Origin of the sequence: Pseudomonas sp. TKO26, assembly GCF_003225665.1 — a bacterium.
Classification (GTDB): Bacteria; Pseudomonadota; Gammaproteobacteria; order Pseudomonadales; family Pseudomonadaceae; genus Aquipseudomonas; species Aquipseudomonas saponiphila.
Window position 1 is genome coordinate 1 of record NZ_QKLN01000011.1, and the last position, 14,145, is coordinate 14,145.

A 14,145-nucleotide genomic window follows, 5' to 3' on the forward strand; every position below is an offset into this window, starting at 1 on the left:
GCGCTGAAGATCGAGCTCAGCTGGCGCAACTTCCCCGATCAGGCACAGCTGGAAAGAGCCTTGCGCTCCCCCACCACCAGTTGCGGCACACGCATGTAAGGGTCGCTGAACAGCCACAGGCGCAGGCCGGCAGGTGTCTGGGTCAGGCCCGGAGCCATGTCTACTTCGCCGTCGCGCAAGGCTCTTTCCAGCTGTGCCTGATCGGGGAAGTTGCGCCAGCTGAGCTCGATCTTCAGCGCCTGGGCCAACGCCTGCATCAGTTCGACGTTGGCGCCGGACAAACGCTGCAGGCGCCGGTCGTACTGAGCGAAAGGCGCCTGCAGCACCAGGCCCACTCGCAACTCCGGGTGCTGTTCAAGCCATTGCCGCTGCTCCTGGCTCAAGGCCGCCACGGGCCCAAGGGGCGTCGGCGCCGCCCAGCCTATCAAGGGAAGGCCGACACAGCCGATAAGCAAAAGGCAGCGAAAAAGCATCATCTGAAGTCTCACACCCTGACAAATACTGACCAACCCATTAGGCTGCCGGAATTACTTCTGGCCTGGAATATCCGATGCCCCTTGTCCACCGCTCGGCACTGCCTGCATTGTGCCTGTCGCTGATCCTGCCCTGGACCTTTTCTGTGCAAGCCGCCGATCCGGCTGCGCAAACCAAGGCCCCCGAGGAACAACCGGCGCAACGCCAACCCCTGCCCGAGCGCAGCCAGGAAGACGCCAGTGCCCTGGCACGTCAGTTGCCGGCCCAGGAGCAACAGCAACTGCAAGCCGGCGGCGACACCTTCCTGGCCCTGTGGAAGCCGGCCAACGCCAGCGACCCCAAGGGTGTGGTGATTATCCTCCCCGGCGCCGGTGAGACTGCTGACTGGCCGCAAGCCGTGGCGCCACTGCGCAACAAATTGCCGGACACCGACTGGGGCAGCCTGAGCCTGAGCCTGCCGGACATGCTCAGCGAAGCCGCCCAGCCGCGGGTGGTCGAGGCGGCTCCAGCGCCTACCGACAAGAGCAACACCGCCAAGGACGCCAGCGCTGAAGCCAAGCCCATCGAACAGGTGGCCGGCGGCGAAACCGACGTGGCCGACCGTGTCGTCGCGGAAAGTACCGAGGAACAGGTCAAGGCCGATGCCGAGCGGATCTTTACCCGGATCGACGCGGCCCTGGCCTTCGCCGAACAACAGAATGCGCGCAGCATCGTGTTACTGGGCCACGGCACGGGCGCCTACTGGGCCGCCCGCTACCTGAGCGAGAAGCAGCCCTCGCAAGTGCAAAAACTGGTGATGGTCGCCGCTCAAACGCCAGCCAACGGCAAACCCCAACTGGCGGAACTGACACCGACCCTGAAACTGGCCACCGCGGACTTTTTCTACGCCGACAAGAGCGCCGCACAGAAAGCAGCCCTGGAGCGACTGCAGGCCAGCAAGCGCCTGAAGCACTCGAACTTCAGCCAGATCCCTCTCAAGGCCGTGCCCGGCAACGCCGCCGCCCAGCAAGAGCAACTGTTCCGTCGGGTACGCGGCTGGCTGAACCCACAACAGACCGACAACTGATAGCGCCGGCCGCCATCGTCCGAGGGACGACGGCGGCGCGGCCCGGGCTTATCAAGCTCAGCGAAAATCCCGGCGCTGGCGGATCAGGGCATAGGCGCTGTGCAGTTCCCGAGTCTTTTCCGTGGCCTCGCGTATTTGCTCCGTACTGGCGCCACTGCCGGCGATCTTGTCCGGGTGATGACGGCTGAGCAGTCGTCGATAGGCGCGCTTGATCTGCGATGGCTCGCTGGTGGCGGCGACCCCCAGCAGCCGTAGCGCCTCCTGATAGGTCAGCGGCGCTTCGGCCAGCGCGCGTCTCGCCGGACCATAATCCTGTGCCAGGGCCTGGATCTGCTCCGACGTCCAGCCCAGCCACTTGCCCCAGAGCTGGATCAGCTCTCGCTCAGCCGGCCCTACACGGCCATCGGCCCAGACCATGCGCCAGCAGGCGCGCAGCACCCCTTCCGCGGCGTGAGGCTGGGCTCTGAGGCGCCGCAGGTAACCGTGCAGACGGTCATTGCCCGACTTGCCCCGGTTGAAAGCCGCTATGGCCCTGCGCTGTGCGGCTTCATTCATGTCCAGCGAGCGCATTTCCTGGCGGGCTTGCTGAATGTGCCCATCCACCACCCGACCGTCGCTTTTCGCCAGGCGCCCCAGCAGTACGAACAACAGTTCATCGTTGCGCAGCGCAGAGGGTCCACCCAGGCGCTCACGCACATGTGCCCAGCTGTGCAGTTGCAGGCGCCGGTCCAGCGCCTGCCCCAACAATGCCCCAAGCATGGCCCCCGGAATGCTGGCAATTGCAAAACCCGCTCCGGCTCCGATCAGAGTCCCTGGCCACCACATATCAGCGACTCGCTTGCAGCAGGCGCTCGACCTGCGCCAGGCGCTCGATCGTGCCCACGTCGATCCACTGTCCCTGCATGTGCTCGCCGCTGACCTGGTCCCGGGCCATGGCTTCGCGCAGCAATGGAGCGAGCTTGGAAGGACCGGCCACGCAGCCTTGGAACAAATCGGGATGCAGAACCGAAATGCCGCTGAAGGTCAGGGCCGCCACGCCAGGACGAGCGTCATGCAACCTCCCGCCCTCCAGGCAGAAATCACCACCGCTAGGGTGATGTGCCGGGTTGTCCACCATGACCAGGTGGGCAAGCCCGGCCAGGGGGCGGCGCAATGCGGCGAAGTCGTAATCGGTCCAGATATCGCCATTGACCACCAGGAACGGTTGGTCCCCCAGCAATGGCAGGGCCTGGAAGATTCCGCCGGCGGTTTCCAGCGGCTCGCCTTCAGCCGAGTAGCGGATGTTCAAGCCCCAGCGCTGGCCATCGCCCAGAGCATCCTCGATCTGCTGGCCGAGCCATGCGTGGTTGATGACGATGTCGCGAAAGCCCGCCTGGGCCAGGGCTCGCAGGTGGTATTCGATCAGGGGAACACCGGCCACCGGCAACAGTGGCTTGGGGGTGGTCAGGGTCAGGGGGCGCATGCGCTCGCCCTTGCCGGCCGCCAGAATCATCGCCTTCATGCCTCACTCCCCGCGGGCTGGCTCAGGCTGCACAGCAATTGGCCCAGTTCGGCCAGCTCGGGACGGCGGGCCAGCACTGCTTCTATATAAGCAAGGAAGCGCGGCACATCCGTCAGGTAACGGGGCTTGCCGTCGCGATGGCAGATCCGCGAGAAGATCCCAATCACCTTGAGGTGACGCTGCACGCCCATCAGGTCGCTGGCACGCAGAAAGGCTGCAAAATCGTCCTGCACCGGGATTCCCAACGCCCGGGCGCGATTCCAATAGTCGCTGAGCCAGTTCTGGACCCGAGGCTCCGGCCAGCTGAGGAAGGCATCCTTGAACAGACACGTGACGTCATAGGTCACGGGACCGTAGACCGCATCCTGAAAATCCAGAACGCCCGGGTTCGGTTCACTGAGCATCAGGTTGCGCGGCATGTAGTCGCGGTGCACCAGCACCTTGGGCTGCGCCAGCGCGCTGTCGATCAACAGATCGCTGACCCGCTGCCACTGTTCACGTTGCTGCGCGTTAAAGGTGATCCCCAGCTCGCGCCCGACGTACCACTCGGGAAACAGCTCGAGTTCACGACGCAGGAGAGCCACATCGTAGCTGGGCAGCGGCGCCGCCATCGGCAGTTGCTGAAACGCCAGCAATGCCTGCAATGCGTCGCCAAACAGCGCATCGGCATTGTGCTCGTCGATCACGTCGAGATAGGTCTTGTTGCCCAGGTCATTGAGCAGCAGGAAGCCGCGCGCCAGATCCTGTGCATATATTTTCGGCACGTTAATGCCCGAGGTCGCCAGCAAATGGGCGATGTCCACGAAGGGTTGGCAATTTTCCTGGGGGGGCGGGGCATCCATGACCACAAAGCTGCGGTCCGCACTCTGCCAACGGAAATAACGGCGGAAACTCGCGTCGCTACTGGCCGCGGTCAATGTCGCCGGGGGCACTTCGCCCCAGCCTTGCTCTGCGTAAACAATCGCCAACTGCTCATCGAGCCAAACTTTCAGGTGTTGCAAGCGTACATCTTGGTCAGGCATTACAAGGGTCTCCGACGGCGCTAGCCGTCAAGCGGGTCATGCTTTATTATCCAGCATCTTTTTCAGACCATCGAGAGGCGTGCGGCCCACACCGCGGGCAGATGGCACGCAGGAAGCCCGGACTAATAAGATGGCATTGAAATCCCCCGCGTTTCGTAAAAAATTCCCGTTGCTGGTTACCGGCGGTTTGCTGGCCCTGCAACCTCTAGCCACTTCCTTCGTGGTCGCTGCGGAACAGTATGACTGCTCAGTCTCTGCTTCGGGTGGCTGGGCCTGTGCGCCGAAAGCCACCGCAGCCCAACTGCCTCCACGGCCGGTCCACGACGCCAACTCGGTCAGCTCCAGCGTTGCTACAGCAGCTGATGCCGGCGCTGCGGGCGAAGCAGCCAGCGGCGACAAGCCGACGCTGGTGACCGAAGCCAAAGGCCGTGGACTGAAATCCCGCAGTGCCGACTACAGCCACCTCGACTGGGTGCCGCGCGAGAAGCTCACCGCCGCACAATTGGCCGAGACCGGTCCTTACTGCTCTGGTTCCTATATCGAACCGATTCGTCCTGGCATGAATGACAAGACGAATAAAAGTGACGCCCCGACCTTTATCGGTGCCAAGGCCTCGCGTTATCAGCAGGAAGAACAAGTGGCGACCCTGGCCGGTGACGTGGTCATGCGTCAGGGCAGCATGCAGGTCGAGGCCGACGAGGCCAACCTGTATCAGGCCGAGAATCGCGGTGAACTGAGCGGCAACGTACGGATTCGCGACAACGGCACGCTGATGGTCGGCGACCATGCCGACGTGCAGCTCGACACCGGTGAAGCCAAGGTCGACAACGCCGAATACGTGATGCACAAGTCGCGGGTACGGGGCAGCGCGCTGTACGCCAAGCGTGCGGAAAACGCCATCATCCGCCTCAAGGATGGTACGTACACCACATGCGAACCGAACAGCAACGCCTGGCAGCTCAAGGGCAACAACATCACCTTGAACCCGGCCACCGGCTTCGGCACCGCGACCAACGTGACCTTGCGGGTCAAAGACATTCCGGTGCTCTACACCCCGTATATCTACTTCCCGATCGACGACCGTCGCCAGTCCGGCTTCCTGCCACCGAGCATCAGCAGTGGTGGTGATACCGGCTTCATGCTGGTCACGCCGTACTACTTCAACCTGGCACCGAACTACGACGCCACGTTGTACCCACGCTACATGGCCAAGCGCGGCCTGTTGATGGAAGGCGAGTTCCGCTACCTGACCAAGAGCAGCGAAGGTCAGTTCGGCGCCGCCTACCTCAACGACGACGATACCGATCGCAGTAAGCAGACCGACTACGAAAAAACCCGCTACATGCTCAACTGGCAGCACAAGGGCGGGCTTGATTCGCGTCTGATGACAGAGGTTGACTACACCAAGATCAGTGATCCTTACTACTTCCAGGATCTGCAGACCGATCAGCTCGGCGTGAAGTCGTCCACCGACTACGTCAACCAGCAAGGCGTCGTGACCTATCGTGGCGATGACTACACTGCGCGCCTCAACGTACAGGAGTACGAGCTGGCAAGCGTATCCAACATCACCCCGTACAACCGCCTGCCGCAGATCACCTTCAACGGTGCCTTGCCGTACCACCCGCAGGGTTTGGATTTCACCTATGAAACCGAGCTGGTGCGGTTCGAGCGCGACCTGAGGAAAGGCAACTACTTTGACAAGGACGGCGGCCCATTCGATGCCAGCGGCAATGCAATCGGAACTCGTCGCCTGGATGAAAACGTTGCTGGTCTGGCCCGCTCCAACGGTGACCGCCTGAACCTCAAGCCTGGCGTCAGCCTGCCGCTGAACTGGAGCTACGGCTACCTGACACCGTCCCTCAAGTACATGTACACCCAGTACAACCTTGATCTGGATGCGCAAGGCAAAGGCGACTTGGTCACCAATAGGAATAATGCCTCAGCACTAGGCGAGTCCTACAAGAGCTCGCAGAACCGCGGCGTACCAATCGCCAGCCTCGACGGTGGCCTGTACTTCGACCGCAACACCCAATGGTTTGGCAAGAACTACCGCCAGACCCTGGAGCCGCGTGCGTTCTACCTCTATGTACCCAAGGAAGACCAGAAGGACATCCCGGTGTTCGATACCGGCGAGTACACCTTCAACTACGCCTCGCTGTTCCGTGACAACCGCTTCTCCGGCTCCGACCGCGTCGGCGACGAGAACAAGCTGTCTCTGGGCGTGACCAGCCGCTGGATCGAAGACAACGGCTTCCAGCGTCAACGCATCAGCGTCGGCCAGGCTATGTACTTCAAGGACCGCACCGTCCAGCTTCCGGGCATCGACTACCGCACCCGCGCCGACGCCACGTCCAATGTCTCGCCTTACGCGCTTGAATACGAATACCGCTACAACCGCGACTGGCGCACCACGGCCGACTACAACTGGGACCCGGACAGCCACAGCACGCGCTCCGGCAGTGCGATGCTCCACTACCAGCCTGAAGACAACCCGAACAAGGTTATCAACGCCGGCTATCGCTATCGCAACGACCAGATCCGCTATGACCAGAACAGCGGCACCTGGAAAATGGGCGGCGACTATGGCACTCCGGGCCAACCTGGCTACGTGAAGGACTACTACAAGATCCAGCAGCATGACTTCTCGGTGATCTGGCCGATCGTGCCGCAATGGAACGCCATCAGCCGTTGGCAGTACGACTACAACCGTAACCGCACGCTCGAGGCCTTCGGTGGTTTCGAATACGACAACTGCTGCTGGAAACTGCGCCTGATCAGCCGTTACTGGGTCAAGTATGACGAGTTCAGTCAGAACGCTCCGGAGAACGAGAAAGGCGACCGCGGCATCTTCCTCCAAATTGTTCTGAAGGGTCTCGGTGGCGTCATGGGCACCAAAGTAGAGAGCTTCCTCGACAAAGGCATCCAAGGTTATCGTGAACGTGAAGACCAAGCTTTCTGATTGTCTGCGCCCGCTGATGCTGGGCGCGCTGTTCCTGAGTACCGCGGCCAGCGCCGCGGTGCAGTCCATCGACAAGGTCGTGGCCATCGTCGATAACGACGTGGTCATGCAGAGCCAGTTGGACCAGCGGGTTCACGAAGTCCAGCAAACCATCGCCAAGCGTGGCGGTGGCGTGCCGCCTACCAGCGTTCTGGAACAACAGGTTCTGGAGCGGCTGATCGTTGAAAACCTGCAACTGCAGATCGGCGAACGTTCCGGCATCCGCATCACCGATGAAGAGCTGAACCAGGCCATTGGCACCATTGCCCAGCGCAACAGCATGAGCATCGAGCAGTTCCGCGCCGCCCTGGCTCACGATGGCCTGTCTTATGAAGACGCGCGTGATCAGGTTCGCCGCGAGATGATCATCAGCCGCGTGCGTCAACGCCGTGTGGCCGAACGCATTCAGGTATCGGAGCAGGAAGTGAAGAACTTCCTGGCCTCGGACCTGGGCAAGATGCAGCTCTCCGAAGAACTGCACCTGGCCAATATCCTGATCCCGACCCCGGAAAGCGCCAACTCCGAAGCGATTCAGAGTGCCGCCCGCCAGGCCATGGACGTGTACCAGCAACTCAAGCAAGGCGCGGACTTCGCCCAGCTGGCGATTGCCCGTTCCGGCAGCGACAACGCCCTGGAAGGCGGCGACATGGGCTGGCGTAAAGCCGCTCAACTGCCACCTCCGTTCGATCGCGAACTGAGCGCAATGGCCGTCGGTGACATCACCCAGCCTGCTCGCACTCCAGGCGGCTTCATCATCCTCAAGCTGCTGGACAAACGTGGCGGCGGCAATCAGGTGCGTGACGAAGTGCATGTACGCCACATCCTGATCAAGCCAAGCGAGATTCGCAGCGAAGAAGAAACCAAGCGCCTGGCGCAGAAGCTCTACGAGCGCATCGAAGCCGGCGAAGACTTCGCCGAACTGGCGAAAAGCTACTCGGAAGACCCGGGCTCGGCGCTCAATGGCGGCGATCTCAACTGGATCGACCCGAATGCCTTGGTGCCGGAATTCCGCGAAGTGATGGCCAAGACCCCACAAGGTCAGCTATCCAAGCCGTTCAAGAGCCCTTATGGCTGGCACGTACTGGAAGTCCTTGGCCGTCGCGCCACCGACAGCACCAGTCAGGCCCGCGAGCAACAAGCCATGACCGTGCTGCGTAACCGCAAGTACGACGAAGAACTGCAGACCTGGTTGCGGCAGATCCGTGACGAAGCCTACGTCGAAATCAAGCTGCCTGGCGCTGAACAGGCGGCACAGTGAAACCCAGACGTTTCGCTCTGACACCCGGCGAACCAGCGGGTATAGGTCCTGACCTATGCCTGCTGCTCGCCTCGCAACCCCAGCCCCATCCCCTGATTGCCATTACCAGCCGCGACCTGCTCCTTGAGCGGGCCGCGCAGCTGGGCGTGGCAGTCAATCTGCTGCCGGTAACCCTGGAGCAACTGCCGACTGAACCCGCACCCGCAGACAGCCTCTATGTCTGGGACACGCCCCTCGGCAAACCGGTGGTCAGCGGCCAGCTGGACCAGGCCAATGCCGCCTTCGTCCTGGAAACCCTGACCCGCGCCGGCCAGGGCTGCCTGGATGGGCACTTTGCCGGCATGATCACTGCCCCCGTGCATAAGGGCGTGATCAACGACTCCGGGATCGCCTTTTCCGGGCATACCGAGTTTCTCGCGGACCTGACCCACACCGAACAAGTGGTAATGATGCTGGCCACCCGTGGCCTGCGCGTGGCCCTGGTGACCACCCACCTGCCCTTGCGGGAGATTGCCGACGCCATTACCGTCGAGCGCCTGGAACGGGTCACACGGATCCTGCATGCCGACTTGCAGCACAAGTTCGGCATCCCCCAGCCACGCATCCTGGTGTGCGGGCTCAACCCTCATGCCGGCGAAGGCGGACACCTGGGCCGCGAAGAAATCGACATCATCGAACCCACCCTGGAGCGCCTGCGCAATGAGGGCATGGACCTGCGCGGTCCTTTGCCTGCGGACACTCTGTTTACCCCCAAATATCTGGAGCACTGCGATGCAGTGCTGGCGATGTACCACGACCAAGGCTTGCCCGTGCTGAAATACAAAGGCTTCGGCGCGGCCGTCAATGTGACGCTCGGCCTGCCGATCATCCGCACCTCCGTCGACCATGGCACCGCCCTGGACCTGGCCGGCAGCGGCAAGATCGACACCGGCAGCCTGCAGGTCGCCCTGGAAACCGCCTACCAGATGGCCGAGAACCGTTTATGAGCGAGCAATACCAACACCGGGCGCGCAAGCGCTTCGGCCAGAACTTCCTGCACGACGCTGGCGTCATCGACCGCATCCTGCGAGCCATCCACGCCAAGCCCGAAGACCGCATGCTGGAAATCGGCCCGGGCCAGGGCGCCCTGACCGAAGGCCTGCTGGGCAGCGGCGCGCAGTTGGATGTGGTGGAGCTGGACAAGGACCTGATCCCGATCCTCAACCAGCAGTTCGCCGGCAAGAGCAACTTCAACCTGCACCAGGGCGACGCCTTGAAGTTCGACTTCAACACCCTGGGCGCGGCGCCAAGCAGCCTGCGGGTGGTCGGCAACCTGCCCTACAACATCTCCACTCCGCTGATCTTCCACCTGCTGCAGAACGCCGGGCTGATCCGCGACATGCACTTCATGCTGCAAAAAGAAGTGGTCGAGCGTCTGGCAGCCGGTCCAGGCGGCGGTGACTGGGGCCGCCTGTCGATCATGGTCCAGTATCACTGCCGCGTGGAACACCTGTTCAACGTCGGTCCCGGCGCCTTCAACCCGCCACCGAAGGTCGACTCGGCCATCGTGCGCCTGGTGCCTCATGCGGTACTGCCACACCCGGCCAAGGATCACCGGCTGCTGGAACGCATCGTGCGCGAAGCCTTCAACCAGCGCCGCAAGACCCTGCGCAACACCCTCAAGGCCCTCCTCAGCAGCGCCGAGATCGAAGCAGCCGGCGTCGACGGCAGCCTGCGCCCCGAGCAATTGGACCTGGCCGCTTTCGTGCGCCTGGCCGACCAGTTGGCCAACCAGCCCAAGCCTGCCGCCGACTGAGCGCTCCCCCTGCCCGAGATCGGGTAGGACGCCGGACAGGATGTCTGGTTTACTACCCGGTACTTGACCTAGACTGACCTCCATCAGCTTTGTCCCGCGCCCCGCTTTGCTTTAAAGGCCTCTTGCATGTCCGATCCTCGTTATCAGGTCGATGTCAGCGTCGTCACCCGCTTTCTGGCAGACCAATCGCAACCCGAGCAAAACCGCTTCGCCTTCGCCTACACCATCACCGTTCATAACAATGGCTCGCTCCCGGCCAAGCTACTGTCCCGGCACTGGGTGATCACCGACGGCGACGGTCACGTGGAAGAAGTGCGCGGCGCCGGCGTGGTGGGCCAGCAACCGCTGATCGCCGCCGGCAAAAGCCACACCTACAGCAGCGGCACCGTGATGACCACCCGGGTCGGCAACATGCAGGGCAGCTATCAGATGCTCGCCGAAGACGGCAAACAGTTCGACGCCATCATTGCGCCCTTCCGCCTGGCGGTCCCCGGAGCCCTGCACTGATGGCAACCTACGCTGTCGGCGACCTGCAAGGCTGCCTGGAGCCGCTGCAGTGCCTGCTTGCACAAGTCGCCTTCGACCCAACCCGGGATCGCCTGTGGCTGGTGGGCGACCTGGTCAACCGTGGCCCGCAGTCGCTGGAAACCCTGCGCTACCTGTACTCGATCCGCGACTCCCTGGTCTGCGTACTGGGCAATCATGACCTGCACCTGCTGGCCGCCTGGCGCAACATCGAGCGCCTGAAAAAGTCCGATACCCTGCGCGAGATCCTTGAGGCTCCCGACCGCGAAGAGCTGCTGCAGTGGTTGCGCCAGCAAAAACTGATGCACTACGACGAAGCCCGCAATGTGGCCTTGGTGCATGCTGGCATCGCCCCTCAGTGGTCGCTGAAAAAGGCCCTCAAATGCGCCGCCGAGGTGGAAGAAGCACTTCGTGACGACAACCTCTTCGAACCCTTTCTGGACGGCATGTACGGCAACGATCCGGCGAAATGGGACAGCGACCTCAAGGGCGTGACCCGCCTGCGGGTCATCACCAACTATTTCACCCGCATGCGCTTCTGCACCAGCGAGGGCAAGCTCGACCTCAAGAGCAAGGAAGGACTGGATACCGCCCCGGCGGGCTATGCCCCCTGGTTCAGTCACAAGGAGCGCAAGACCCGGGACCTGAAGATCATCTTCGGCCACTGGGCGGCCCTGGAAGGCCACAGCAACCAACCCGGTATTTTCGCCCTCGACAGCGGCTGCGTCTGGGGCGGGTCCATGACCCTGCTGAATGTCGACAGCGGCGTGCGCCTTACCTGTGATTGCGATGCTCAGGGACACGCCGCACACCTTCCTCCCAACCCCTTGCCTGTTTCGGCAAAGCGCTAGTCGGCGCTGACTATCAAGCTCCAGGAGCCCGCCATGAGCGAATTCAAACGCATTCCCCCAGAACAGGCCCAGGCACTGCGCGAGCAAGGCGCCGTGGTGGTGGACATCCGCGACCCGCAAACCTATGCCCTGAGCCATATCAGCGGCTCGCAGCATCTGGATAATCACTCCATTTCCGATTTCATTCGCGGCGCCGACCTGGACGCCCCGCTGGTGGTGGTCTGCTATCACGGAAACTCCAGCCAGAGCGCCGCCGCATATCTGGTGAGCCAGGGGTTTTCCGATGTCTACAGCCTCGACGGCGGCTTCGAACTGTGGCGTAGCACCTACCCGACGGAAATCGCCCAAGGCACCGCCGAATAATTTTTTTCCCGAGCTCCAGCCCGCGTACTACGCGGGCTGACGCGCCACCGGACGAACGGTAGTGCGCAACTAATTCCCCATCTCGCCTTGACCTCCCGGATTCCGAACTATCCTTAGCCTCAGGCCATCCAAATCAGGGGAGAGCCGGTACACCGGCGAGTGGGTCATCGGTACTAGCTTTCAAGGTCGATAGCTTTGGAAGTGTTCTGGGGGGTAAACGGCAACTGGATTTTCAGTTGCTCGCCAGCACTTGACTGACTGATCCGACGCCGGCTCAACGTATCGAGCGAGGTGACGTCATGAGTATTTTTAGCCACTTCCAACAGCGCTTCGAATCCACACGCCAGGAAGAGTTCTCGCTGCAGGAATACCTGGAGCTGTGCAAGAAGGACCGAAGCGCCTATGCATCCGCCGCCGAACGCCTGCTATTGGCCATCGGCGAGCCAGAACTGCTGGACACTTCGACCAACTCGAGGCTGTCGCGAATCTTTTCCAACAAGGTGATCCGGCGCTATCCGGCCTTTGAAGACTTCCATGGCATGGAAGAATGCATCGACCAGATCGTCTCCTACTTCCGACACGCCGCTCAGGGCCTGGAAGAGAAGAAGCAGATCCTCTACCTCCTGGGTCCGGTGGGCGGTGGTAAATCGTCCCTGGCCGAGAAGCTCAAGCAACTGATCGAGAAAGTGCCCTTCTACGCCATCAAGGGTTCCCCGGTCTTTGAATCGCCACTGGGGCTGTTCAACGCCACGGAAGATGGCGCGATTCTCGAAGAGGATTTCGGCATTCCCCGGCGCTATCTCAACACCATCATGTCGCCCTGGGCCACCAAGCGCCTGTCGGAGTTTGGCGGCGACATCAGCCAGTTCCGCGTGGTGAAGCTGTACCCGTCGATTCTCAACCAGATCGCCGTGGCCAAGACCGAGCCCGGGGACGAGAACAACCAGGACATTTCGGCACTGGTCGGCAAGGTGGATATCCGCAAGCTGGAAGAATTCCCGCAGAACGATGCCGATGCCTACAGCTACTCCGGGGCACTCTGCCGGGCCAACCAGGGCCTGATGGAATTCGTCGAGATGTTCAAGGCACCCATCAAGGTGCTGCACCCATTGCTGACCGCAACCCAGGAAGGCAACTACAACAGCACCGAGGGGCTGGGGGCGATCCCCTTCACCGGCATCCTGCTGGCTCACTCCAACGAATCGGAGTGGCACACCTTCCGCAACAACAAGAACAACGAAGCCTTCATCGACCGGATCTATATCGTCAAGGTGCCTTACTGCCTGCGCGTCACCGATGAAGTGAAGATCTACGACAAGCTGCTGTTCAACAGCTCCCTGGCCAAGGCCCATTGCGCCCCCGACACCCTGAAAATGCTGGCGCAGTTCACTGTGCTGTCGCGCCTCAAGGAGCCCGAGAACTCCAACATCTACTCGAAGATGCGGGTCTATGACGGTGAAAACCTCAAGGACACCGATCCCAAGGCCAAGTCGATCCAGGAATACCGCGACAGCGCCGGCGTCGATGAGGGGATGAATGGCCTGTCGACCCGGTTCGCCTTCAAGATCCTGTCGAAAGTCTTCAACTTCGACCCCCATGAAGTGGCGGCCAACCCGGTGCACCTGCTGTATGTGCTGGAACAGCAGATCGAGCAGGAACAGTTCCAGGCGGAAACCCGCGAGCGCTACCTGCGCTTCCTCAAGGAATACCTGGCGCCGCGCTACATCGAGTTCATCGGCAAGGAGATTCAAACCGCTTACCTGGAGTCCTACAGCGAGTACGGCCAGAACATCTTCGACCGCTATGTGCTCTACGCAGACTTCTGGATTCAGGACCAGGAATACCGCGATCCGGAAACCGGCGAGATCCTCAATCGCGTGGCCCTCAACGAGGAGCTGGAGAAGATCGAGAAACCTGCTGGCATCAGCAACCCGAAAGATTTCCGCAACGAGATCGTCAACTTCGTCCTGCGCGCCCGGGCCAACAACAACGGCAAGAACCCCACCTGGCTCAGCTACGAAAAACTGCGGGTGGTCATCGAGAAAAAAATGTTCTCCAACACCGAGGACCTGCTGCCGGTCATCAGCTTCAACGCCAAGGCCAGCAAGGAGGATCAACAGAAACACAACGACTTCGTCACACGAATGGTCGAGCGCGGCTACACCGACAAACAGGTCCGGCTGCTGTCCGAATGGTATCTGCGGGTCAGAAAATCGCAGTGATGCAGCGGCAAGCTTCTAGCTACGAGCTGCAAGCGCGATGCTGCGGAGCCTTCCCGGGCCCCGCCGC

Annotated in this window: 12 protein-coding genes and 1 pseudogene; 9 read left to right on the plus strand and 4 right to left on the minus strand. The window is 61.8% G+C overall.

All coding sequences use genetic code 11. The features are described from left to right. Window positions 1-59: 59 nt before the first annotated feature. Window positions 60-476: pseudogene (locus DNK59_RS17055) on the minus strand (transporter substrate-binding domain-containing protein); the annotation flags it as partial. A gap of 74 nt (window positions 477-550) precedes the next feature. Between DNK59_RS17055 and DNK59_RS17060 the strand changes: the two are divergent. Further along, entirely contained in the window at window positions 551-1,540 is a 990-nt protein-coding gene (locus DNK59_RS17060; RefSeq protein WP_110723992.1) for an alpha/beta hydrolase family protein, read from the plus strand. A 57-nt stretch (window positions 1,541-1,597) separates the two neighbouring features. On the opposite strand, the gene DNK59_RS17065 is transcribed toward DNK59_RS17060, so the two are convergent. The 3 genes from DNK59_RS17065 to DNK59_RS17075 are packed head-to-tail and all read right to left on the minus strand — an operon-like array spanning window position 1,598 to window position 4,063. Continuing rightward, complete coding sequence (locus tag DNK59_RS17065; RefSeq protein ID WP_110723993.1) at window positions 1,598-2,365, minus strand: TerB family tellurite resistance protein; 768 nt, start codon at window positions 2,363-2,365, stop codon at window positions 1,598-1,600. 1 nt (window position 2,366) lies between these two features. Next, a complete protein-coding gene (gene murU / locus DNK59_RS17070; protein WP_092309315.1) occupies window positions 2,367-3,041 on the minus strand; it encodes an N-acetylmuramate alpha-1-phosphate uridylyltransferase MurU in 675 nt (224 codons plus the stop codon). Beyond that, window positions 3,038-4,063: an aminoglycoside phosphotransferase family protein gene (locus DNK59_RS17075; protein ID WP_110723994.1), complete on the minus strand. Its 1,026-nt coding sequence runs from the start codon at window positions 4,061-4,063 to the stop codon at window positions 3,038-3,040. The genes murU and DNK59_RS17075 overlap by 4 nt, the downstream gene beginning before the upstream one ends. Window positions 4,064-4,193: 130 nt before the next feature. On the opposite strand from DNK59_RS17075, the gene DNK59_RS17080 reads away from it, so the two are divergent. The 8 genes from DNK59_RS17080 (at window position 4,194) to DNK59_RS17115 (ending at window position 14,078) form a co-directional block, all read left to right on the plus strand. Further along, on the plus strand, window positions 4,194-7,025 hold the full coding sequence (locus tag DNK59_RS17080; RefSeq protein ID WP_110723995.1) for an LPS-assembly protein LptD: 2,832 nt from the start codon (window positions 4,194-4,196) through the stop codon (window positions 7,023-7,025). Beyond that, a complete protein-coding gene (surA, locus tag DNK59_RS17085; protein ID WP_042942111.1) occupies window positions 7,006-8,322 on the plus strand; it encodes a peptidylprolyl isomerase SurA in 1,317 nt (438 codons plus the stop codon). The genes DNK59_RS17080 and surA overlap by 20 nt, the downstream gene beginning before the upstream one ends. Continuing rightward, on the plus strand, window positions 8,319-9,308 hold the full coding sequence (pdxA, locus tag DNK59_RS17090) for a 4-hydroxythreonine-4-phosphate dehydrogenase PdxA (RefSeq protein WP_110723996.1): 990 nt from the start codon (window positions 8,319-8,321) through the stop codon (window positions 9,306-9,308). Before surA ends, pdxA begins: the two co-directional genes overlap by 4 nt. Next, window positions 9,305-10,117, plus strand: coding sequence for a 16S rRNA (adenine(1518)-N(6)/adenine(1519)-N(6))-dimethyltransferase RsmA (gene rsmA, locus DNK59_RS17095; RefSeq protein WP_092309303.1), 813 nt, complete (start codon window positions 9,305-9,307; stop codon window positions 10,115-10,117). Before pdxA ends, rsmA begins: the two co-directional genes overlap by 4 nt. Window positions 10,118-10,243: 126 nt before the next feature. Further along, the gene (gene apaG / locus DNK59_RS17100) at window positions 10,244-10,624 is read left to right on the plus strand and encodes a Co2+/Mg2+ efflux protein ApaG (protein WP_060841373.1); all 381 of its coding nucleotides are present in this window, start codon (window positions 10,244-10,246) and stop codon (window positions 10,622-10,624) included. Next, on the plus strand, window positions 10,624-11,493 hold the full coding sequence (locus DNK59_RS17105; RefSeq protein WP_110723997.1) for a symmetrical bis(5'-nucleosyl)-tetraphosphatase: 870 nt from the start codon (window positions 10,624-10,626) through the stop codon (window positions 11,491-11,493). The genes apaG and DNK59_RS17105 overlap by 1 nt, the downstream gene beginning before the upstream one ends. A gap of 33 nt (window positions 11,494-11,526) precedes the next feature. Continuing rightward, window positions 11,527-11,856, plus strand: a complete 330-nt coding sequence (gene glpE / locus DNK59_RS17110; RefSeq protein WP_092309297.1) for a thiosulfate sulfurtransferase GlpE — start codon at window positions 11,527-11,529, stop codon at window positions 11,854-11,856. 299 nt (window positions 11,857-12,155) lie between these two features. After that, window positions 12,156-14,078: a PrkA family serine protein kinase gene (locus DNK59_RS17115; RefSeq protein ID WP_011063831.1), complete on the plus strand. Its 1,923-nt coding sequence runs from the start codon at window positions 12,156-12,158 to the stop codon at window positions 14,076-14,078. Window positions 14,079-14,145: the final 67 nt, after the last annotated feature.

Bases quoted from the DNA above. Each gene is read 5' to 3' on its own strand.
- DNK59_RS17080 (WP_110723995.1), top strand. From the start codon at position 4,194: ATGGCATTGAAATCCCCCGCGTTTCGTAAAAAATTCCCGTTGCTGGTT.
- apaG (WP_060841373.1), top strand. From the start codon at position 10,244: ATGTCCGATCCTCGTTATCAGGTCGATGTCAGCGTCGTCACCCGCTTT.
- rsmA (WP_092309303.1), top strand. From the start codon at position 9,305: ATGAGCGAGCAATACCAACACCGGGCGCGCAAGCGCTTCGGCCAGAAC.
- DNK59_RS17060 (WP_110723992.1), top strand. From the start codon at position 551: ATGCCCCTTGTCCACCGCTCGGCACTGCCTGCATTGTGCCTGTCGCTG.
- DNK59_RS17105 (WP_110723997.1), top strand. From the start codon at position 10,624: ATGGCAACCTACGCTGTCGGCGACCTGCAAGGCTGCCTGGAGCCGCTG.
- glpE (WP_092309297.1), top strand. From the start codon at position 11,527: ATGAGCGAATTCAAACGCATTCCCCCAGAACAGGCCCAGGCACTGCGC.
- DNK59_RS17065 (WP_110723993.1), bottom strand. From the start codon at position 2,365: ATGTGGTGGCCAGGGACTCTGATCGGAGCCGGAGCGGGTTTTGCAATT.
- DNK59_RS17115 (WP_011063831.1), top strand. From the start codon at position 12,156: ATGAGTATTTTTAGCCACTTCCAACAGCGCTTCGAATCCACACGCCAG.
- murU (WP_092309315.1), bottom strand. From the start codon at position 3,041: ATGAAGGCGATGATTCTGGCGGCCGGCAAGGGCGAGCGCATGCGCCCC.
- DNK59_RS17075 (WP_110723994.1), bottom strand. From the start codon at position 4,063: ATGCCTGACCAAGATGTACGCTTGCAACACCTGAAAGTTTGGCTCGAT.